The organism is Promicromonospora sp. Marseille-Q5078, assembly GCF_050315395.1.
In the GTDB taxonomy this organism is placed as follows: domain Bacteria; phylum Actinomycetota; class Actinomycetes; order Actinomycetales; family Cellulomonadaceae; genus Isoptericola.
The window spans coordinates 3,629,930-3,651,037 of the sequence record NZ_JBNPQG010000001.1 but is presented as its reverse complement, the minus strand read 5'-3'; the positions used below and the strand labels follow the sequence as shown (position 1 = coordinate 3,651,037).

16 protein-coding genes are annotated in these 21,108 nt (G+C 73.4%); 11 read left to right on the top strand and 5 right to left on the bottom strand.

The genetic code is table 11. The features are described from left to right. Positions 1-33 precede the first annotated feature (33 nt). The 10 genes from ACQFYA_RS16805 to ACQFYA_RS16760 all read left to right on the top strand — a co-directional run bounded on the left by ACQFYA_RS16805 (position 34) and on the right by ACQFYA_RS16760 (position 13,752). Positions 34-1,287 (top strand): ROK family transcriptional regulator, encoded by a 1,254-nt coding sequence (locus ACQFYA_RS16805; protein ID WP_499126054.1) that lies wholly within the window; start codon positions 34-36, stop codon positions 1,285-1,287. A 157-nt stretch (positions 1,288-1,444) separates the two neighbouring features. Then, the gene (locus tag ACQFYA_RS16800) at positions 1,445-2,806 is read left to right on the top strand and encodes an ABC transporter substrate-binding protein (protein ID WP_499126053.1); all 1,362 of its coding nucleotides are present in this window, start codon (positions 1,445-1,447) and stop codon (positions 2,804-2,806) included. 4 nt (positions 2,807-2,810) lie between these two features. Further along, positions 2,811-3,746, top strand: coding sequence for a carbohydrate ABC transporter permease (locus ACQFYA_RS16795; RefSeq protein WP_499126051.1), 936 nt, complete (start codon positions 2,811-2,813; stop codon positions 3,744-3,746). Continuing rightward, positions 3,746-4,669, top strand: coding sequence for a carbohydrate ABC transporter permease (locus tag ACQFYA_RS16790; protein WP_499126048.1), 924 nt, complete (start codon positions 3,746-3,748; stop codon positions 4,667-4,669). Before ACQFYA_RS16795 ends, ACQFYA_RS16790 begins: the two co-directional genes overlap by 1 nt. 76 nt (positions 4,670-4,745) lie before the next feature. After that, positions 4,746-7,835, top strand: a complete 3,090-nt coding sequence (locus tag ACQFYA_RS16785; RefSeq protein ID WP_499126045.1) for an alpha-mannosidase — start codon at positions 4,746-4,748, stop codon at positions 7,833-7,835. An 81-nt stretch (positions 7,836-7,916) separates the two neighbouring features. Next, complete coding sequence (locus ACQFYA_RS16780) at positions 7,917-9,107, top strand: glycoside hydrolase family 76 protein (protein WP_499126043.1); 1,191 nt, start codon at positions 7,917-7,919, stop codon at positions 9,105-9,107. A 13-nt stretch (positions 9,108-9,120) separates the two neighbouring features. After that, the gene (locus ACQFYA_RS16775) at positions 9,121-11,028 is read left to right on the top strand and encodes an ABC-F family ATP-binding cassette domain-containing protein (protein ID WP_499126040.1); all 1,908 of its coding nucleotides are present in this window, start codon (positions 9,121-9,123) and stop codon (positions 11,026-11,028) included. Next, positions 11,025-11,480 (top strand): Lrp/AsnC family transcriptional regulator, encoded by a 456-nt coding sequence (locus tag ACQFYA_RS16770; RefSeq protein ID WP_499126038.1) that lies wholly within the window; start codon positions 11,025-11,027, stop codon positions 11,478-11,480. The genes ACQFYA_RS16775 and ACQFYA_RS16770 overlap by 4 nt, the downstream gene beginning before the upstream one ends. A gap of 57 nt (positions 11,481-11,537) precedes the next feature. Continuing rightward, positions 11,538-12,890, top strand: a complete 1,353-nt coding sequence (lat, locus tag ACQFYA_RS16765) for an L-lysine 6-transaminase (protein WP_499126037.1) — start codon at positions 11,538-11,540, stop codon at positions 12,888-12,890. Between the two features lie 268 nt (positions 12,891-13,158). Beyond that, positions 13,159-13,752, top strand: coding sequence for a hypothetical protein (locus ACQFYA_RS16760; protein ID WP_499126035.1), 594 nt, complete (start codon positions 13,159-13,161; stop codon positions 13,750-13,752). An 87-nt stretch (positions 13,753-13,839) separates the two neighbouring features. Here the strand turns inward: ACQFYA_RS16760 and ACQFYA_RS16755 are convergent, their stop codons facing one another. The 5 genes from ACQFYA_RS16755 to ACQFYA_RS16735 form a co-directional block, all read right to left on the bottom strand. Beyond that, complete coding sequence (locus tag ACQFYA_RS16755; protein WP_499126034.1) at positions 13,840-16,551, bottom strand: FtsX-like permease family protein; 2,712 nt, start codon at positions 16,549-16,551, stop codon at positions 13,840-13,842. Continuing rightward, positions 16,548-17,279 carry an ABC transporter ATP-binding protein gene (locus tag ACQFYA_RS16750; protein WP_499126032.1) on the bottom strand — a complete coding sequence of 244 codons (732 nt, stop codon included), beginning with the start codon at positions 17,277-17,279 and terminating at the stop codon, positions 16,548-16,550. The genes ACQFYA_RS16755 and ACQFYA_RS16750 overlap by 4 nt, the downstream gene beginning before the upstream one ends. Beyond that, entirely contained in the window at positions 17,276-17,914 is a 639-nt protein-coding gene (locus ACQFYA_RS16745) for a PadR family transcriptional regulator (RefSeq protein ID WP_499126031.1), read from the bottom strand. The genes ACQFYA_RS16750 and ACQFYA_RS16745 overlap by 4 nt, the downstream gene beginning before the upstream one ends. 124 nt (positions 17,915-18,038) lie before the next feature. Further along, a complete protein-coding gene (locus ACQFYA_RS16740) occupies positions 18,039-18,866 on the bottom strand; it encodes a hypothetical protein (RefSeq protein ID WP_499126029.1) in 828 nt (275 codons plus the stop codon). Continuing rightward, positions 18,851-19,030, bottom strand: coding sequence for a hypothetical protein (locus tag ACQFYA_RS16735; RefSeq protein WP_499126028.1), 180 nt, complete (start codon positions 19,028-19,030; stop codon positions 18,851-18,853). The genes ACQFYA_RS16740 and ACQFYA_RS16735 overlap by 16 nt, the downstream gene beginning before the upstream one ends. A gap of 411 nt (positions 19,031-19,441) precedes the next feature. On the opposite strand from ACQFYA_RS16735, the gene ACQFYA_RS16730 reads away from it, so the two are divergent. Next, the gene (locus tag ACQFYA_RS16730) at positions 19,442-21,052 is read left to right on the top strand and encodes a peptide ABC transporter substrate-binding protein (protein WP_499126026.1); all 1,611 of its coding nucleotides are present in this window, start codon (positions 19,442-19,444) and stop codon (positions 21,050-21,052) included. Positions 21,053-21,108 lie beyond the last annotated feature (56 nt).

Below are 21,108 nucleotides of genomic sequence, written 5' to 3'. Positions count from 1 at the left end.
GCGGCCGCCCGGCCGGACGGGTGAGGTGAGGACGTGACGGTGCGACGCGGGACCAATCTGCCGCGGGTGGGCGACTTCAACCAGATGGTCGTGCTCGACCAGGTGCGACGGTCGCCGGACGGCTCCAGCCGCAGCGAGCTCGCGGCGAGCACGGGGCTGTCGCTGCAGGCGGTGTCGAACATCGTGGCGCGGCTGATCGCGCACGGGTACGTCGTCGAGGGGGAGCGGCGCGCGGAGGGCCGCGGCAAGCCCCGCACCATGCTGTACCTGGACCCCCAGGGCGCGTACGCGCTCGGCGTGCACATCGACCCGGTGGTCGTGACGTCGGTGCTGGTCGACCTCGACGGGCGCACCGTGGAGAAGGTCGTCGAGCCGACGCCGGCCGGCCCGCAGGCCGTGGCGGACGCCGTCGCGGCCGCGTGCGCGGCGATGCTCGAGGCGGCCGGCGTCGAGCGTGCCGCCGTCCTCGGCCTCGGCGTCGCCGCTCCCGGCCCGGTGGACCTGCGGGCCGGCACGGTGATCCGGCCGCCCCTCCTGGCCGGCTGGGGCGAGGTGCCCGTGCGCGACCTGCTGGCGGCGGCGACCGGATTCGACGTCGTGCTCGACAAGGACGTGTCGGCGGCGATGGTGGCCGAGCTGTGGCGCGGCAACCGCATGCTGCGCGGCACGTCGCTGTTCTTCTACACGGGCTTCGGCGTCGCGGTGGCCCTGGCGCACGACGGCGAGCTGCTCGCGGGGTCGTCGCGCAACGCCGGCGAGGTGGGGCACCTCATGGTCGACGACGACGGCCCGCTGTGCGACTGCGGCAAGCGCGGGTGCATCGGGATCTCCGCGGCGCCCGCCACGCTGGTCGCGCAGGCCGTCGGTGCCGGGGTGCTGCCGCCGGGCACGCCGGCGTCGTCGCCCAGCGAGCTCGACGCGGCGCTCACGACGCTGTGCCGGCTCGCCGCGGACGGCGACGACGTCGCGACGGGGATCCTCGAGGTGTCGGCGCGCCGGGTGGCCCGGGGGATCACGGTGGTGGCCGACCTCGTGGACGCGGGGGTCGTGGTGTTCGGCGGGCCGGCGTGGGCGCGGCTGGCGCCGCACTACCTGCCCGTGGTGCGGCGCGAGCTGACCCTGGAGGCGACGCTGCGCGAGGTGCACGCCGTCGAGGTGCTGGGCTCCGCCGTGGGCGACCACGTCGGGGCGGTGGGCGCGGCCAGCCTGGTGCTGGACGGCCTCTTCACCCCGCGGCCGTCGGACCTCGTCGGCGGGACGTCCGTGGGCGCGGTCGTCCGCAAGTAGGCCGACGGAGGGGCCGACGGAGAGCCGACGGAGAGCCGACGGAGGGGCGACGGAGAGACATGGCGCGGATGCCCTTGACAGGAATAACTCAATTCGGTTGAGTAATTCCGTCAGCCGGCCCGACGCCGTCGGGCCACTCATGTGGCAAAGGAGCACCATGCGACTGGCACGAACCCTCTCCGCGGGGACCGCGGTCACTGCGCTCGTCCTCGCCCTCGGTGCCTGCGGTTCCGGGGGCGACGAGGGCGGCGACGGCGCCGCGACGATCAAGATCGCGTACCAGAAGTTCGGGAACTTCACGCAGGCCGACGAGCTGTTCAAGGACGTCAAGGCCGACTACGAGAAGGAGAACCCCGACGTCACCATCGAGCTCGTGCCGATCGAGGCGAGCCAGAACGACTACTTCACCAAGCTCGCGCTGATGAACCGCGCGCCGGGCACCGCCCCGGACCTCATGTACGAGGACACGTTCATGATCAAGTCCGACGTCGAGGCGGGGTACCTGCTGCCGATGGACGACTACCTCGCGGACTGGGAGGACTGGGGCCAGTTCGTGGACCAGGCCAAGCAGGCGGGCCTGGGCGACGACGGCAAGACCTACGGCGTGCCGATGGGCACCGACACCCGCGGCCTGTGGTTCAACAAGGACGTGCTCGACAAGGCCGGGCTGCCGGCCGACTGGGCGCCCAAGAACTGGGACGAGCTGCTCGAGGCAGCCCGGGCGATCAAGAAGTCCGACCCGGACGTCATCCCGCTCAACGTCTACTCGGGCAAGCCGATGGGCGAGGGCTCCACGATGCAGGGCTTCGAGATGCTGCTGTACGGCACGGGCGGCACGCTCTACGACACCGACGCCTCGACGTGGGTGGTCGGGTCGCAGGAGTTCGTCGACTCGCTCGACTTCATCAGGACGATCTACACCGAGGGCCTCGCCCCGACGCCGCAGCAGGCCCTCGACCCGAACGTCGGCAACACGGTCTCGGCCGAGTGGCTGCCGAAGGGCAAGCTGGGCATCTCCCTCGACGGGTCCTGGATGCCGGGCACCTGGCTCGAGGAGGGCACGGCCCCCTGGCCCGAGTGGACCGACGTCATGGGCACGGCCCCCATGCCGACGCAGGAGGGCCAGGCCCCCGGCGCGGTGAGCATGTCGGGCGGCTGGACGATGGCGATCGGCGCCGGGTCGAAGAACCCCGACGTGGCGTTCGACGTCCTGACCCACGCCCTCGACAAGGAGAACTCGCTGCGCTTCGCGATCGACAACAGCCAGATCGCGGTGCGCACCGACGTCGCGGAGGAGCCCTCGTACTCGGAGGCGAACCCGACCGTGCCGTTCTTCTCCGACCTCGTCGAGGTGACGAACTTCCGCCCCGCCACGTCCGACTACGCGCAGATCTCCAACGCCATCCAGGTGGCGATGGAGTCGGTGATGACCGGCCAGCAGACGCCCGAGGAGGCGGCCGCGGTCTACGACAAGGCCGTGGTCGCCCAGGTCGGCGAAGAGAACACGACGAACGGCTGACGACGTGACCGCCCTCGCCCCCGCGCCCCCCGCGGCGCCGGGAGCGGGGCCGTCGCCGGTGCGGCGCACGCACGTGCGCCGCACCGCCGGCCGCCTCGTCCCGCTGCTGCCCGCCGTCGTCCTGCTCGCGCTGTTCATGCTCGGGCCCGTCGTCTGGTCGTTCTACGGGTCGTTCACCAACGCCGCGCTGACCGGGCCGAACGCCCTCGCTCCCGAGTGGGTGGGGCTGGACAACTACGTCGCGCTGCTCAGCGACCCCGACTTCCCCAAGGCCCTGTGGCTGACGGTGCTGTTCGTGATCGCGTCCGCCGTGATCGGCCAGAACGTGGCCGGCCTCGGCCTGGCGATGCTCATGCGCTCCGCGCTGAAGCCCGTGCGGGCCGTCGTCTCGACGCTGGTCGTGACGGCGTGGGTGCTGCCCGAGATCGTCGCCGCCTTCGCGGCCTACGCCTTCTTCCACGCCGACGGCACGCTCAACTCGCTGCTGGCCGGCGTGGGGATCACCGGGGCCGACTGGCTCTTCGACTACCCGATGCTCGCCGTCATCCTCGCGAACATCTGGCGGGGCACGGCGTTCTCGATGATGGTCTACTCGGCCGCGATCTCGGAGGTGCCGCCGGAGATCACGGAGGCCGCGACGGTCGACGGAGCCAACGGGTGGCAGCGCCTCGTGTGGGTCACGCTGCCGACCATCCGCCGCAGCATCTCGACCAACCTCATGCTCACGACGCTCCAGACGCTCTCCGTGTTCACGCTCATCTACGTGATGACCGGCGGCGGCCCGGGGACCGACAGCTCGACGCTGCCGATCCTCGCCTACCAGGAGGCGTTCAAGTTCGCCCAGGTCGGCTACGGCACCGCGATCGCCACCGTGATGCTCGTCATCGGCGCCGTCTTCTCCGTCGTGTACATCCGCAGCCTGAAGCCGGAGGTGGACTGATGGCCACGACCGTGCCCGCCTCCGTGCCTTCCCCGGCCGGCGTGCCCGCCGTCCCCGCCGCGCCCCGGCGGAACCGTCGCGGGGCGCCGTCCGTCTCCGCCCCGGGCCCGCGGTACGCCCGCGTGCTGTCGAACGTCGTGCTCGTCGTCGTCGGCGTGTGCTTCCTGCTGCCGCTCGGCTGGATCGTGCTCGCGTCCCTCGACGCGAGCGCCACCCTCGCCGTCCGCCTCCCGGAGGAGTTCACCCTCGCGAACTACACGGCCGTCATGACGCCCGAGCAGACGTGGGTGCCGCTGGCGAACTCGTTCCTGCTGTCCGCCGGCACGGGCGTGATCACCGTCGTCGCGTCGGTGCTCGCGGCCTACCCGCTGTCGCGCTACCGGATGCGGTTCAACAAGCCGTTCATGTACGCCGTGCTGTTCGGCACCTGCCTGCCGATCACGGCCATGATGGTGCCGGTCTACTCGCTGTTCGTGCGGCTCAACCTGCTCGACTCGCTGCCGGGCACCACGTTCTTCATGGCCGCGACCTCGCTGCCCATGGCGATCTGGATGACCAAGAACTTCATGGACTCCGTGCCGATCTCCCTCGAGGAGGCGGCGTGGACCGACGGGGCGTCGGCCATGACGACCCTGCGCACCATCGTGCTGCCGCTCATGCGGCCCGGCATCGCCGTCGTGTTCATCTTCGTGTTCATCCAGGCCTGGGGGAACTTCTTCGTCCCCTTCGTGCTGCTGCTCACCCCCGAGAAGCAGCCGGCGGCCGTGAGCATCTTCGCGTTCTTCGGCCAGTACGGGTCGGTCGCCTACGGCCAGCTCGCGGCCTACTCGATGCTCTACTCCATCCCCGCCGTCGCCCTGTACGTGCTCGTCTCCCGGCTCTCCGGCGGGTCGTTCGCGCTCGCCGGCGCCGTCAAGGGCTGACCAGCCCCCGCACCTGTCCCGCTTGAACCTGTCCCACCAGAGTCCGACCATGTCCCCGTCACCAGGAGCCTGATCCATGCACGACACCACCGCCCGCACCACCGCGCGCCTGCAGCGGTTCACCCGCGACTGGCTGGAGCCCGCGGTGCTCCGCGAGACCCGGCCGCTCGACGTCGAGGCGTGGACCGTCGGCGGGGAGCCGGTGCCCTTCGCCGAGGCGGTCGCGGCGACGTACGCGCCGTTCGCGATCGGCGCCCCGTGGGGCCGCCCGTGGGACACGACCTGGTTCCACGTGACCGGCGCCGTCCCCGCGGAGTGGGCCGGCGACGCCGCCCTCGCCGGGACGCGCGCCGAGCTCGTCGTGGACCTCGGCTTCACCGGCGCCGGGCCGGGCTTCCAGGCCGAGGGCACCGCGTGGACGCCCGACGGCCGCATCATCAAGGCCGTCGAGCCCCGCAACCAGCACGTGCCCCTGGCGCCCGGGCACGCGCTGGACGGCGACGGGCGGGTCGACCTCTACGTCGAGGCCGCCGCCAACCCCGACGTGCCGGGCGGCGCGTGGACGCGCCCGACGCGCATGGGCGCCTGGGACACCTCCGGGCCCGACCCGATCTACGCGCTGCGGACCATGCACGTGGCCCTCGTCGACCAGACCGCCTGGGAGCTGCTGCAGGACGTGCGCGCCCTCGCCGGCCTGGTGCGGGTGCTGCCCGCCACGAGCCCGAGGGCGGCGGAGGTGCTGCGCGCCCTGGAGGACATGCTCGACGCCGTCGACCCGGACGACGTGGCCGGCACCGCCGCCGCGGGGCGCGCGGCCCTCGTCGGCGCGCTGGCCAGCCCGGCCGCCGCGTCGGCGCACCGCATCCACGCCGTCGGGCACGCGCACATCGACTCCGCGTGGCTGTGGCCGACGCGCGAGACCGTGCGCAAGTGCGCCCGCACGTTCTCCAACGTGCTCTCCCTCATGGACGAGGACCCGGACGTGACGTTCGCCTGCTCCTCGGCGCAGCAGTACTCCTGGGTGCAGGAGTACTACCCGGAGCTGTTCGAGCGGATCCGCGAGCGCGTGCGCGAGGGCCGGTTCGTGCCCGTGGGCGGCATGTGGGTCGAGTCGGACACGAACATGCCGGGCGGCGAGGCGCTGGCCCGCCAGCTCGTGGCCGGCAAGCGGTACTTCATCGAGGAGCTGGGCGTGGAGCCCAAGGAGGTGTGGCTGCCGGACTCCTTCGGGTACTCGGCGGCGCTGCCGCAGCTGGCCCGGCTCGCCGGGAGCGACAACTTCCTCACGCAGAAGATCTCGTGGAACGACACCAACCGGATGCCGCACCACACGTTCTGGTGGGAGGGCATCGACGGCAGCCGCGTCTTCACGCACTTCCCGCCGGTGGACACGTACAACTCCGACCTGTCCGCGGAGGAGCTCGACCGTGCCGAGCGGCAGTACGCCGAGAAGGGCCGCGCCAACACGTCGCTCGTGCCCTTCGGCTACGGCGACGGCGGCGGCGGCCCCACCCGCGAGATGGTGGCCGCGGCCCGCCGCACCCACGACCTCGAGGGCTCGCCGCGCGTGGAGCTGTCCGACTCCCAGTCCTTCTTCGACGCCGCGCGCGCCGAGTACGCCGCCCCGGCCACGTGGACGGGGGAGATGTACCTCGAGTACCACCGCGGCACCTACACCTCGCAGGCGCGGACCAAGCAGGGCAACCGCCGCAGCGAGCACCTGCTGCGCGAGGCCGAGCTGTGGGCCTCGACGGCGGCCGTGCGGACCGGGGCCCAGTACCCGGCCGAGCGGCTCCAGCGCCTGTGGCGCACCGTGCTGCTGCAGCAGTTCCACGACATCCTGCCGGGGTCGTCCATCGCCTGGGTGCACCGCGAGGCGGAGCGGAACTACGCGGAGGTCGCGCGCGAGCTGGAGGAGATCGTCGACGCGTCGCTGCGCGCGCTCGTCGGGGAGGGCTCCACGCCCGTCGCCGTCAACGCCGGTCCGTTCGCGCGCACCGGCGTCGCGGGGCTCGGGGCCGCGGCCCTCGACGCGCCGCGGGGCGCGGCCACGGTCACCCCGGTGCCCGGCGTCGCGACCGACGCCGGCGGCTGGGTGCTGGAGAACGACCTGGTGCGCGTCGTCGTCGACGCGAACGGCCACGTCGTCTCCGCCGTCGACCGGGCGAGCGGGCGCGAGGCGATCCTGCCCGGCGCGCGCGCCAACCTGCTCCAGCTGCACCGCGACGTCCCCAACGAGTGGGAGGCGTGGGACATCGACGAGCACTACCGCCGCAGCACGACCGACCTCCTGGACGTCGCGAAGATCGAGGTCGTCACGACCGACGCCGGCCCCGCGCTGCGGGTGCTGCGCGAGGTCGGGTCGTCCCGCGTCGAGCAGGACCTCGCGCTCGCCGCCGACGGGCGCGGGCTGCGCATCACGACGCGCGTCGACTGGCACGAGCGGCAGAAGCTCCTCAAGCTCGCGTTCCCGCTCGACGTGCGCGCCGAGCGCGCGACGTCCGAGATCCAGTTCGGGCACGTGCACCGGCCCACGCAGGTCAACACCTCGTGGGACCACGCGCGGTTCGAGACCGTCGCGCACCGGTGGGTGCACGTGGGCGAGCCGGGCTTCGGCGTGGCCGTCGCCAACGACTCCACCTATGGGCACGACATCACCCGCACGCGGACCGACGACGCGACGGACGCGCAGGGCGCCCGGGGCACCACCGTGCGCCTGTCGCTGCTGCGCGCGCCGAAGTTCCCCGACCCCGACGCGGACCAGGGCGAGCACGAGCTGACCTGCGAGCTGGTCGTCGGGGCCGGCATCGACGACGCCATCCGCGCGGGCTACGCGCTCAACCTGCCCGAGCGTGTCGTGACCGGCGACCACGGGGTGGACCCGCTGGTGGTGGTCGACAACGACGCGGTCGTCGTGGAGGCCGTGAAGCTCGCGGAGGACCCTTCGACAGGCTCAGGGGGGTCCGGCAGCGGCGACGTCGTCGTGCGGCTCTACGAGAGCCGCGGGGGGCGGGCCCGCGCCCGGGTGTCGCTGGGCTTCGAGCACGGCGACGTCGAGGTCACGGACCTGCTGGAGCGCCCGCTCGGCAGGCCCGAGGCCGACGGCGGCGACGTGCTCCTCGAGCTGTCGCCGTTCCAGGTCGTCACGCTGCGCGTGCGCCGCTGACGACCCCCGCCGGTCGAGCCTGTCGAGACCGGGTCTCGACAGGCTCGACCGGCGTTCCACCACCGAGCGAAGGAGAGAACGATGAGGTTCACCAGAGCAGTCGGTACGGTCGCCGCGCTGGCGTGCGTGCTGGGGGCGGCGGGCACGGCGTCCGCGTCCGAGGGCGGGCACGGCGGGGACCACGGCGCGTCGCCGCGCACGCAGCAGGCGCGAGCCGTGGCCAGCTACGAGGCGATGCAGGAGCACCTGTACGCCGGCGACGGGTCGGGGCTCTACCGCGAGCGCTACCCGTCCGGCGCCGAGGACCGGCCGTACTCCTACGAGTGGCCGTTCTCCCAGGCGCACGTCGCGACGCTCGACCTCACGGGGATGCCCGGACGCGCGGGCCGGTCGTTCACCGACGACCTCGCGGACCGGGCGGCGGGGCAGGAGCGGTTCTGGAACGCGGACGGGGGCACCACCGGGCTGCCGGCGTACGACTCCTACGCGCGCGCCCCGTACGGCGACGGCGGCGACATCTTCTACGACGACAACGAGTGGGTCGCGCTGGCCAAGGTGCAGCAGCACCTCGCCACGGGCGACCAGGCGGCGCTCGAACGGGCCGAGGAGATCTTCGAGCTCGTCGTCTCGGGCTGGGACACCGACACGACGCACCCCGCGCCGGGCGGCGTCTTCTGGACGCAGGCGCCCTGGAGCACCGACCGCAACACCGTCTCCACCATGCCCGGTGCGCAGCTCGCCACGCGGCTGTACATGATCACCGGCGAGGACCGCTACCTCGACTGGGCCGAGCGGATGGTCTCCTGGACGGACGAGCACCTGCTCGCGCCGAACGGCCTGTACTGGGACAACGTCAAGCTCGACGGCTCGATCGACCGGACGCAGTGGTCGTACAACCAGGGCGTCCCGCTGGGCACGTACACGCTGCTGTACGAGGCGACGGGCCAGGAGCGGTACCTGGAGAAGGCCGAGGCGATCGCGGCGGCCTCGTACCGCTTCTACGTCACCGAGGGCCGGCTCGCCGGGCAGCCGATGTTCTTCAACTCCATCTGGTTCAAGAACCTCCTGCTCCTGGAGTCGGTGACGGGCGGGCACACCTACCGTGACGCGATGGCGGACTACGCGGACACGCAGTGGCGCGAAGCGCGGGACGTCGGGACCGGGCTGTTCAACGCGGGCGACGAGCACACCGAGCTGCTCGAGCAGGCGGCCATGGTGCAGATCTACGCCACCCTCGCGTGGCCGCGCGGCAAGGCGTCGATCCTGTACTGACTACGCTCGGGGGGTGGCACACCTTCTCGGGGCGGACGGCATCGCGCTGACCATCGGCACCCGCACCCTCCTGCACGACGTCTCGCTCGGGCTCGACGACGGCGACCGCGTCGGCGTCGTCGGCCCGAACGGGGCGGGCAAGTCCACCCTGCTGCGGCTGCTCGCCGGCACCCAGCCGCCCGACGCGGGCCGCGTGACCCGCGTGGGCGGCTCCCGGCTCGGGATGCTCGTGCAGCGCGACGTGGACGACGACGCCGCGACGATCCGCGACCTCGTGCACGGGGACGACGCCACCCACACGTGGGCGTCGGACGCGCGCATCCGCTCCGTGCACGCCGGCCTGCTGGCCGACCTCGACCTCGACCAGCCGGCGTCCACGCTCTCCGGCGGGCAGCGCCGCCGCGTCGCGCTCGCGGCGCTGCTCGTCGAGGACCCCGACGTCCTGCTGCTCGACGAGCCCACCAACCACCTCGACGTCGAGGGCGTCGCCTGGCTGGCCGAGCACCTCGCGGCCCGCTACGGGCGGCCGGGCGCCACCGGCGCGCTCGTCGTCGTGACGCACGACCGCTGGTTCCTCGACGCCGTCTGCTCGCGCACCTGGGAGGTGCGGGGCGACGGCACCGGCGCCGTCGACGGGTACGACGGCGGGTACGCCGCCTACATCCTGGCGCGCGCGGAGCGCGCCCGGCAGGCCGCGACCGCCGCGGAGAAGCGCAACAACCTGCTGCGCAAGGAGCTCGCGTGGCTCAAGCGCGGCGCCCCCGCGCGCACCTCGAAGCCCAAGTTCCGGCTCGACGCCGCGGCCGCGCTCATCGACGACGAGCCGCCGCCGCGCGACAGCCTCGAGCTCACGCAGATGGCCACCCGCCGCCTCGGCAAGGACGTGCTCGACCTCGAGGACGTCACCGTCACCGTGCCCGCCCCGCTGGTCGAGCCTGTCGAGACCACCCAGGTCTCGACAGGCTCGACCGGCGGAGGCGGGCGCCGCGTGCTGCTCGACGACGTCACCTGGCGCCTCGGCCCCGGCGACCGGTACGGCGTCGTCGGCGTCAACGGCTCCGGCAAGACCACCCTGCTGTCCCTGCTCGCCGGCCGCCGCGTGCCCGACTCCGGCCGCGTGCGGCGCGGCAAGACCGTGCACGTCGCCGAGCTGAGCCAGGACGTCGGCGAGCTGGACGACGTCGCGCACCTCACCGCCGTCCAGGTGGTCGACCAGGAGAAGCGCACCGTCGTCGTCGACGGCAAGGAGCTCACGGCGGGCCAGCTCACCGAGCGCCTCGGCTTCACGCGCGAGCGCGCCCACACGATCGTGCGCGACCTCTCCGGCGGCGAGCGGCGCCGGCTCCAGCTGCTGCGCCTGCTCGTCTCCGAGCCCAACGTGCTGCTGCTCGACGAGCCCACGAACGACCTCGACACCGACACGCTGGCCGCGGTCGAGGACCTGCTCGACGGCTGGCCCGGCACGCTGATCGTCGTCTCGCACGACCGGTACCTGCTGGAGCGGGTGTGCGACCGGCAGTGGGCGCTGCTCGGCGACGGCGCGCTGCGGGACCTGCCGGGCGGGGTGGAGCAGTACCTCGCCCTGCGCCGGTCCGCGCGGGCGTCGGACGGCGGCGCGTCGCGGGTCCAGTCCGGCGCCGCGCGCCCCGAAACGGCGCCCTCCGAGCCCGCCGGCGGGACGGCCGCGGCGGCGCCCGCGGCGTCGGCCTCGGAGGTGCGGGCCGCGAAGAAGGAGATCTCGCGGATCGAGCGCCGGCTCGCCCGTATCGCGGACGAGGAGAAGACTCTGCACGACCAGATCACCGCCGATCCGACCGACTACACCGCGGTGGCCGCCCTCGACGAGCGACTCCGGGAGCTCGGCGCCGAGAAGGAGGAGCTCGAGATGGCCTGGCTGGAGTCCGCGGAGGTGGCGGGATGAGCGACGGGACCCTGGACGACGTCGACCGGGCGCTCGTGCGGGCCCTGCGGGAGGACGGGCGTGCCACGCTGGCGGCGCTCGCCGGGGTGACCGGGCTGTCGCAGTCCGCCGTGCAGGCGCGGGTGCGCAAGCTCGAGGCGCGGCAGGTGATCACCGGGTACCGCGCCGTCGTCGACCCCGAGGCCGTGGGGCTGCCGATCGCGGCGTACGTCGAGATCACGCCGCTGGACCAGTCGCAGGCCGACGACGCCCCCGAGCGACTGCGCGACGTGCCCGGCATCGAGTCGTGCTGGTCGGTGGCCGGCAACGCGAACTACATGCTGCTGGTGCGCGTCGCGTCGCCGAGCGCGCTGGAGGACCTGCTCGGGGTGATCCGCCGCGAGGCGGGCGTGTCCACCCGGTCGACGATCGTGCTGCGGACGTACTTCGAGGGACGCCCTCTCGCCCGCTGACGATCTTCTTCCGGCGGATCTCTGGTTTCGCCGGAAGTTCTCCCCTACCTTCGGGGTATGACCGAGACAATCTCTCAGCGCACGGCCCCCAGCGTCGGTGGCTCGATCGAGGCCACCGCCGTCCTCGAGTCGCTGCGCGAGCACCTGCTCGTCGACGGCTTCGACCTCGTGCTCGACCTCGAGCGCTCGCACGGCTCGACCCTCGTCGACGCCCGCGACGGCCGCGAGTGGACCGACCTGTTCACGTTCTTCGCCTCCAACCCCCTGGGCATGAACCACCCCGCCCTGTTCCGCGACCCGGTGTTCCGTGAGGAGCTCACCCGCGCCGCGCTCAACAAGCCCTCCAACTCGGACGTCTACACCGTCGAGCTGGCGCGCTTCGTGAGCACCTTCGCGCGCGTGCTCGGCGACCCCGCCCTGCCGCACCTCTTCTTCGTCGACGGCGGCGCGCTCGCCGTCGAGAACGCGCTCAAGGTCGCGTTCGACTGGAAGTCCCGGCACAACGAGGCGCACGGCCACTCGCCCGATCTCGGCACGAAGGTGCTGCACCTGCAGCACGCGTTCCACGGCCGCTCCGGCTACACCATGTCGCTCACCAACACCGAGCCCGGCAAGGTCGCCCGGTTCCCCAAGTTCGACTGGCCGCGCATCAGCTCGCCCTACCCCGGGCACGACGCGGACGGCGCCGCGCGCGACGTCGAGGCGCTGGAGGCCCGGGCCCTCGCCGAGGCGCGCGCCGCGTTCGAGGCGCACCCGCACGACATCGCGTGCTTCGTCGCGGAACCGATCCAGGGGGAGGGCGGCGACCACCACCTGCGCGCCGAGTTCCTCCAGGCGATGCAGGCGCTGTGCCACTCCCGCGACGCGCTGTTCGTGCTCGACGAGGTGCAGACCGGCGTCGGCATGACCGGCACCGCCTGGGCCTACCAGCAGCTCGGCGTGCAGCCCGACGTCGTCGCGTTCGGCAAGAAGGCCCAGGTGTGCGGCGTCATGGCCGGCGGGCGCGTCGACGAGATCGACGACAACGTCTTCCGCGTCTCGTCGCGCATCAACTCCACCTGGGGCGGCAACCTCGCCGACATGGTGCGCTCTCGCCGCATCCTCGAGGTGATCGAGGCCGAGGGGCTGATCGATCGCGCCGCGCGCGTCGGCGCGGGGCTCCTCGCCCGGCTCGAGTCGCTGGCCGCCGCGCACCCCGGCGTCGTCACCGACCCTCGTGGGCGCGGGCTCATGTGCGCCGTGTCGCTCCCGTCGCGCGCCGCGCGCGACGCCGTCCTCGCCGGCCTGCACGACCAGGGGTACCTGATCCTCGGGTGCGGGGAGCGGTCCGTCCGGTTCCGGCCCGCGCTGACCGTCGACGAGTCCGTGCTCGACGCTGCTGTCGACGCGTTGGACCGCGTCGTTGGTTGAGCCTGTACCCGCTCGCTGGTTGAGCCTGTCGAAACCTGCTCTCGCTGGTTGAGCCTGTCGAAACCCGCGCTCGCTGGTTGAGCCTGTCGGAACCCGCGCTCGCTGGTTGAGCCTGTCGAAACCCGCTCACGGTGGCCGCCGGGCCCGGGAGTCGTGCGCACGGCAGCGTTCACGGGCGCCAGGGCGCCCTCCACTTCGGGTCTGACTACCGTGCGCACGACTCCCCAACCCGGCTCCTCTCGTCTCGCGGTGGTGGCAGGATCGCGTGGTGACTTCCCATCGCGTGGACGTGCTCGACGGTGATCCGGCGCTGGTCGTGACGGTGCTGCCGGGCGTGGGCTACACGGCGCATGGCCCGGTACTGGCGCGGCCGGCCGCGGCGCTGCGCGAGGCCGGCTGGTCGGTGCGGACGGTGGTGTGGGACGGCGAGTGCCGAGACTTCGACCTGGCGCGCCGGGTGTACGCCGACGTCGTTCGCGCTGGCGTCGCCGCCGCGCCGGACGCCGTCCACCTGGTGCTGGCGAAGTCGCTCGGCACGCTGGCGCTGCCGGTCGCCGTCGAGCTGGGGCTGCCCGGCGCGTGGCTGACGCCGCTGCTCGCCTCCGGCCGGGCGCCGGAGGTGCGTGCCGCCGCGGCCGCCCTGGGGGAGTCGGGCGTGCCGGCGCTGCTGGCGGGTGGCACCGCCGACCGGCTGTGGGATTCGGCACTGGCGGCGTCGTCCGGGGTGCGCGTCGTCGAGGCGGACGGCGCCGACCATGCCCTGGAGGTGCCGGGCGACGACGCCCGGACGCACGCGATCCTCGACGAGCTCACCGCAGCGGTCGTCGACCTGGCAGGGACGCTGCACGCCGCCGGCGACTGATCACCGCGGCACTTCGGGATCAGGTCGGCAGTTCGAACTGCCGACCTGATCCCGAACTGCCGCGCTGTGAAGAGGTCCGTCCGGGCTTCAGCTCGCCAGGCGGCGGGTGAGGACCAGCCGTGAGCGGGTCACCAGCCACGCCGCGCCCACGGCCAGCAGCGGCAGCACCACGACCATCGCGCCCAGCACCGCCCACGGCACCTCGACGGTCCACCGTGGGTCGGGCTCGGCGTACCGGAAACGCTCGAACATCACGAACGCCGCCCCCAGCACGATCCCGGAGAGCCCTCCCAGCACGCTGCCGATGACGGCGACGGTGCCCGCCTGCGCCGCGACGATCCGCTTGCGCGTGGTCGGGGCGGCGCCCACCGCGGCCAGGGTCGCAAGGTCTGGCCGCGACTCCGTCGCGGCCAGGGCCGCCACGATCCACGTTGCCGCCAGGGCGAGGAGTCCCGCGCTGCCTACGATGAGCAGCGCGCTGAGCCACTGGGGCGACCCGAAGTCCCGAGGCCCGGCTCCGACGGCCACGCAGACCGTGCACTGTTGCTCGTCGGCACCGGGGAACTCGGCGTTCAGCGCGGCCTGGAGGGTCTGGCGCTCGGCCTCCCCGAGCGGCGTACCGGGCATCGCGACGAACCCGCCGAGCGCGGGCGAGGTGCCCGTGGCCTCGGCGGCGGACGCGGGCACGACGGGGAAGTTGGCGTTGGACGGCCCGAGCGGGTCGCCCACGCCGGTCGCCGGGATGCGCACGTCACGGCGGCTCGTCTGCTCCTGCGCGTCGGTGTCCCACGTGACGACGTCGAGAGCGGCGGTGCCGTCGTCCTCCACCACCCCGGCCTGGACGACGGCGCGGCCCGCGGTGAGGGCGGCAGCCGCGGCATCCGGGGACGGCACACCGAGCAGCGGGACGAGGGTGCCGTCGTCGACGACCGGTCCGACGATCGCCGCCGGGCCCACGACGTGTGCCTCTTCACCCTGGGGCGTGAGCAAGACGCTCATCGACCCGGGGTCGTCGTGCGGTCCGCGCAGCACGGTCACGGGGTAGAGGCGGCCGACGTCGGGGAGGGTGTCCTGGACGATCGCCTCGACCCGGGCCCCCTGCGCCGGGGTGAACTGCATGTGGGTCTCGTGGTACGCCGGGGCGATCACCAGGGCGTCCGGGGCGGCGATCAGTGCCTGGGAACGATCGTTGTGCGCCGTCTGCGAGAACGAGTACACGAGCCCGCCGCTGGCACCGGCGACGGCGACGAGCACCGCCGCCAGGGCGGGCGCGGTGCGGCCGCGGTGGCGGGCGGCGTCGCGCAGGGCGAACCGCCAGGCCAGCGGGAGGTGCCGCGCGAGGCGGCCGAGGGCGGCGACGATGCCGCCGCACGCGAGCACCAGGCCGAGCTCGCCGACCACCACCCCGGCGGCGACGCCGAGGGCCTGACCGGCGAACCCCGCTGCGACGGCGCCCGCGAACCCGGCGACCCCCAGGGCGGTGCCGACGACGACCGGCCAGGCGCGGTGGGCCGTCTCTCCGCGCCGTCCGGCGAGCACGGCCACCACGTCCGCCCGCGACGCGCGCCGGGCCGGGATCCACGCGGCGCCCGTCGCCAGGAGGACGCCGACGGCGAAGATCGCGGCGACCGGCGGCCAGAGCACGGCGAGGACGGCGCCGGTCGCGAACGTGACGACCAGCGCGGCGGCGCCGATCCCCACGACGACGCCGACGGCGGACGCGCCGACGCCGATGACGACGCCGGTGCCGAGCACCACGGCGCGCAGCGATCGCCGCGTCCCGCCGGCCGCCGCGACGAGCGCCAGCGACCGCGCCGAGCGGCGCGCGCCCACGGCGAACGACGGCCCGATGAGCAGCACCACCTCCAGCAGCGCCACGGCGGCGACGGCGGCGAACGGCGCCCACTGCTGGGCACGGTCGGAGGCGCTCTCCGCCGGCATCCCGCCGTAGTAGGGCACCGCCTCGTCCGGCGGTGGGTCGAACAGGACGTCGCGGCTCACGACGACCGCGCCGGTGCGGTTGAGGCGCAGCACGTCGCCCCAGGTGACCGGTGCGTCGCCGGCGACGAACCACTCCACCCCGGGCGAGGTGGACCCGTCCGGGTCGACCTCCATCGGTGCCGTCAGCGGGCCGCCGCGCGGTGCCAGGACGTCTGTGTGCCGGCTCGCCCCGTCGGCGAGCAGGCCGGAGACGCGGACCGTCGCGTCGCCGTCGTCCTCGCCCGGGGCGGCGATGCCCGCGAGACGCACCTCGTCGCCCGTCGCGACTCCCAGCTCCGCGGCGAACGGCGCGGAGAGGGCGACCTCGCCGTCCCCGGGCAGCACGCCGTCCGTGAGCGGCCAGGTGGCGGCCATCGTCGCGTCGTCGAGCTCGGCCTGCGTGATGCCGCCGTCGAGCTGAAGGTCTCCGGCGAGCACGTCGGCGCCGCCGGTGAGCGTCGTGAGGAGCCGGTCGCCCGCCGGCAGCAGAGCGGTGAGCTGGGCCTCGATCCCGGCCAGGGCGACGGGCTCGAGATCGCCCTGCCCGGCGATGCTCGTCGCCCGCGGGTCCTGCGTGGTGCCTGGTCCGTTGTACGTCAGCCGCGCCTGGAGCTCGGGGCCCAGCTCCCGCTGCGCCACCGCCTCCGGGGTGTCCTGCGCCGACCACAACGCCGTCGTCGCGAACGACCCGATGGCGACGGGCAGGGCCACCATCACCGTGACCAGCGCCGTCCGGCCCGTGTTGCGGCACGCGTCGCGCCACCCGTAGCGCAGGGCGACGCGCCATCGTCCGCGGAACCGGGAGAGCGCGCCGCTCACGCGTTCACCGCGCGGCGGAGCAGCGAGTCGGGGCCGGCGAGGGAGCCGGTGGAGTCGACGACGACGCCGTCGCGCAGGAAGACGATGCGGTCCGCCCAGGCGGCGTGCCGCGCGTCGTGCGTGACGAGCAGGCCCGCGGCCCCGGCGTCGACGCGCTGGCGCAGGACACGCATGACGGCCTCGCCCGTGACGGAGTCGAGGGCGCCGGTGGGCTCGTCGGCGAGGACGAGACGTCGCGGGCCGACGAGGGCGCGGGCGATGGCGACGCGCTGACCCTGCCCGCCGGACATGTCGTCCGGGAAGCGGTCGGCGAGGTGATCGAGGTCGACCGCGGCGAGCGCGGCGGTGCCCTCGGCCCGTGCCCGGCGGGCGGACAGGCCGTCGAGCTCGAGGGGGAGCGTGACGTTCTCGAGCGCGGTGAGGGCGGGCACGAGGTTGAGGTCCTGGAACACGTAGCCCACGTGCTTGCGGCGCAGCCGGGCGCGCGCCCGCGCGTCCAGGGTGCCGACGTCGTCGCGGCCTACCGTGACCGTGCCCGACGTGGGGGTGTCGAGCCCGCCCGCGAGGTTGAGCAGCGTCGACTTCCCGGAGCCGGAGGGCCCCATGACGGCGACGAGCTCACCCATGCGGACCTCCAGGTCCACGCCGCGCAGGGCGTGCACCTCCGTGGCGCCGTGCCCGTGGACGCGGGTCACCTCGGTCATCCGCAGCATCGCCGGGGCCTTCATCGCGCGCCGCCGGTCGCCGTGGTCGCCGTGGTCGTCGTGGTCGTCGTGGTCGTCGTGGTTGCCGGGGCCGAGGCGGGCCGGTCGGCCGGGCGCGCCGGGCGGTCGACCGCCGCCCGCGCGACCGTCGACTCGACGTGGTCGAGCCAGCGCACCTCGGCCTCGGCGGCGAAGATCAGGGAGTCGAGCACGAGGGACCACGCGAGGCCGTCCGGGTCGGCGGACGCGTCGCGCTTGAGCAGCGTGTAGTCGCGCAGGGCGCGCAGCGACTCCGTGCGCTGCTGCTGGATGACCGCGGCGACGTCGACGTCGTGCCCCTCGGGCCGCACGGTGACGGCGAGGGCGAGCTTGATCGCCAGCTCGTCGCGGGCGGGGGCCTTGCGCTCCACGGGGCGCAGCCACCACGCGTCGGCCTCGTCGCGGCCGGCGTCGGTGAGGCGGAACCGCTCCGGGGCGTCGCCGTCGCCGGGCACGGGCTCGACGAGGCCGTCGCGCTGCAGTCGCTGCAGCGTGGTGTAGGCCTGGCCGATGTTGAGCGGCCACGTGCCGCCCGTCCGGGTCTCGAACTCCTGCCGCAGCTGATAGCCGTGCATCGGGCGCTCGGACAGCAGCGCGAGGAATCCCTGTTTGACGGACACCCTGACCTCCATGGTTACCGGGTAAGCAAAGTCGCGTGGCGTGATACTTGCCGAGTAACTACCGGCGCGTCAAGCGGGACGTTCAAACCTTTCCCGTCGGACGGTTCACCGCGGCACTTGGGGATCAGGTCGGCAGTTCGAACTGCCGACCTGATCCCGAACTGCCGCGCTGACCACGCGAGCGTCCCGGTGGCAGCGGGAGCCGCGGGTCGACCCGGCTCGCCCGGCGGACGTCGGCCGGGAAACGTTCGAGCAGGCGGCGGGAGACGTCGTCGGGCGACCGTGCGTGCCGGGCGACGAAGCGCAGCGGCCGGACGCCGAGGTGCTCGGTGAGGGCGTCCTCGCGCACCTTCTCCTCGAACAGCGCCCGCTCGGCGTCGTACCCCGGCCCGAACGCGCCGTCGCGGTACTTGACCCGCCCGTCGAACTCGGCGAGCACCCGGTGCTCCGGCCAGGCGAGGTCGACGAAGAAGCGTCCGGCGGGAGTGTCGACCTGGAACTGCGTCCGGGGCCGGGGGAGGCCCAGTCGCAGCGCCATGTAGCGCAGCCAGGTCTCCCACGGCGGTTCGGCGCGTCCGTCGGCGAGGCCGAGCACGAGCCGCGCCCTGGTGGTGCCGTTGCGACGCCGGCGCTCGCGGAGCGCACCGTCGGTCTCCTCGCGGTCGAGACCGTGCCCGAGAGCCCAGTCGGCCACGACGAGACCGCCCAGCGGGTGCAGGGTGGTGAGGCAGTCGGCGACCGTCCGTGCGAGGTCGGTGACCGGCAGCCCGCCGAGCTCCACCCAGCGTTCGGGCAGTCCACGGTGCCGCACGACGTCCCGGGCCGACCGCGAGCTGGCGCCGGAGCGCTGGAGGACGTGCGTCGTCGTCGGCGTCTCCCACAGCGGGGCGCCCCAGACGAGCGCCGCGCTCTCGTGGCTGAACACGTGGTCGGCGCTCAGCTGCCGGTGCACGGCGGCGACGTGGTCGCGCGCGCGTGCGTGGGGGCGGCGCTGCGGTCGTCGCAGGCGAGGTAGGCGCCGCGTCGCAGCCGCAGGAGCTCCCCGGTCGCGACCGCCCGGCGCAGCTCCGCGCGGTCCTGGTCCCGCGCGATCCGCAGGCGTCCGTCGTCGGTCATGGCTCGCCAGTGTGCCCGGGCGGCGCGACCGACGGGCTCGGTCGACCCGGTGCTGTGGACGCTCATCGCTTGGGGGCAGGTTCAGCGCGGCAGTTCGGGATCGGTGCGGCAGTTCAAACTGCCGCACCGATCCCGAACTGCCGACGCGACGAGGGTGTCGAGAGACGTCCCGGGCGACACGCAGGTGATCGTTACCCATCCTTAACAGTGATTTTCACCACGACGGTCCATGATGGCGATATGTTCCACGGCAACGTCGTCGTGCGCCGCTGCGAGCGGGTGACGACGTCGTGCACGACGACGTGAAAGACGGCATGGCAACGGCGCCTAGAGCGACCACGACGTGGGGAGAAGCCGGTGACGATGGGGCGAAGGGCCGCTGTGGCGGCCGCGGCGACAGCGGTGACGCTGGTGCTGGCGAGCTGTTCCGGTGGGGGCGGGAACGAGGGTGACGAGGGCGGCGGCGGAGGCGGCGGGAGCGACCCGGACGCGACGCTGCAGCTCTCGCTCTCGCAGGACGTCGAGACGCTGCTGCCGATGGACTCGAACGTCTCGGACAACATCTCCGTCCTCGACGTCGTCTACGACGGGCTGGTGCGGTACGACCCGAAGACCACGGAGCCGTACAACTACGTGGCCGAGAGCATCGAGTCCGACGACAACACGGTCTGGACCATCAAGATCAAGCCGGACCTGACGTTCCAGAACGGGGAGCCGGTCGACGCGGACGCGTTCGCCCGGGCCTGGAACTACGCCGCGTACGGCCCGAACGCGATGGGGAACAACTACTTCTTCGAGCGCATCGCCGGCTACGACGAGATGCAGGGCGAGACCGACGACGACGGGAACGTCACCAAGGAGCCCGCGGCCGACACGCTGTCCGGCCTCAAGGTCGTGGACGCCCAGACGCTCGAGGTCACCCTCACCGGCCCGTTCGCCGGCTTCTCGACGATGCTCGGCTACACCGGGTTCTACCCGATCGCGCAGGAGTGCCTCGACGACATCGACGCGTGCGCGGTGCAGCCGATCGGCAACGGCCCGTTCGAGGTCGAGAAGTGGGACCAGGGCGTGAACCTCACGGCCAAGCGCTGGGAGGACTACACGCTGGACGAGACGCCGGAGTACGGCGCGATCGAGTGGACCGAGTACACGGGCGAGGACAACTGGCCCGACTTCCAGGCCGGCAACCTCGACTTCGCCGTCCCGCCGCCCGCCGAGCAGGCGGCCGCGGCCAACGACCCCGACCTGCAGGAGCGGTACGTCGAGGGCCCGGGCGCCGCGCTCACCTACCTCGCGTTCCCGCTGTACGAGGACGGCCCGTGGAAGGACGTCGAGTTCCGCAAGGCGATCTCGATGGCCGTCGACCGGCAGGGCATCATCGACGCGCTGCTGCCCGGTCAGCGGGTGCCGGCCGACAGCTGGGTGGTGGCCGACGTCGTGCCCGGCGGCACCGGCGGCACGTGCGAGTACTGCGAGTTCGACCCGGACGCGGCCAAGGCGGCGCTGGAGAAGGCCGGCGGCTGGCCCGAGGGCGAGAAGCTCACGATCCACCTCGGCCAGGACGCGACCGAGCAGGAGCTGTTCAAGGCGGTCGGCGACTCCATCCAGGAGACGCTCGGCATCCCGTACGAGCTCGACGCGACGCCGGACTACTTCGCCCGCCGCGCGGCGCGCGACTTCTCCGGCCCGTTCCGCGCCAACTGGTTCCCGGACTACCCGCTGAACGAGAACTACCTGGCCCCCGTGTACGCCAGCGGCGACGCGAAGAACGGCAACACGGAGTTCGGGTACTACAGCGCGGACTTCGAGGCGGCGGTCAAGGCCGGCGACGAGGCCGCGACCCTCGACGACGCGATCACCCAGTACCAGGAGGCCGAGAAGATCCTCGCGGCCGACTTCCCGACCGTGCCCCTGTTCGTGGCGCAGAACACGGACTACTACAGCGAGAACGTGTCGAACGTCGTCCTCGACCCGTTCAGCGGAGAGCCCAAGCTGCGCCTCCTCGAGGTGACGAACGGCTAGCAGTTCAGATCGACTCCTCCCGGTGGTCGCCGGCCCAGGTCACAGGCCACCGGGAG

What these genes read in the sequence shown, in the direction of transcription:
- ACQFYA_RS16735 (WP_499126028.1), bottom strand. Translation starts at nt 19,030, where the DNA reads ATGACCGACGACGGACGCCTGCGGATCGCGCGGGACCAGGACCGCGCG.
- ACQFYA_RS16790 (WP_499126048.1), top strand. Translation starts at nt 3,746, where the DNA reads ATGGCCACGACCGTGCCCGCCTCCGTGCCTTCCCCGGCCGGCGTGCCC.
- ACQFYA_RS16780 (WP_499126043.1), top strand. Translation starts at nt 7,917, where the DNA reads ATGAGGTTCACCAGAGCAGTCGGTACGGTCGCCGCGCTGGCGTGCGTG.
- ACQFYA_RS16770 (WP_499126038.1), top strand. Translation starts at nt 11,025, where the DNA reads ATGAGCGACGGGACCCTGGACGACGTCGACCGGGCGCTCGTGCGGGCC.
- lat (WP_499126037.1), top strand. Translation starts at nt 11,538, where the DNA reads ATGACCGAGACAATCTCTCAGCGCACGGCCCCCAGCGTCGGTGGCTCG.
- ACQFYA_RS16785 (WP_499126045.1), top strand. Translation starts at nt 4,746, where the DNA reads ATGCACGACACCACCGCCCGCACCACCGCGCGCCTGCAGCGGTTCACC.
- ACQFYA_RS16750 (WP_499126032.1), bottom strand. Translation starts at nt 17,279, where the DNA reads ATGAAGGCCCCGGCGATGCTGCGGATGACCGAGGTGACCCGCGTCCAC.
- ACQFYA_RS16800 (WP_499126053.1), top strand. Translation starts at nt 1,445, where the DNA reads ATGCGACTGGCACGAACCCTCTCCGCGGGGACCGCGGTCACTGCGCTC.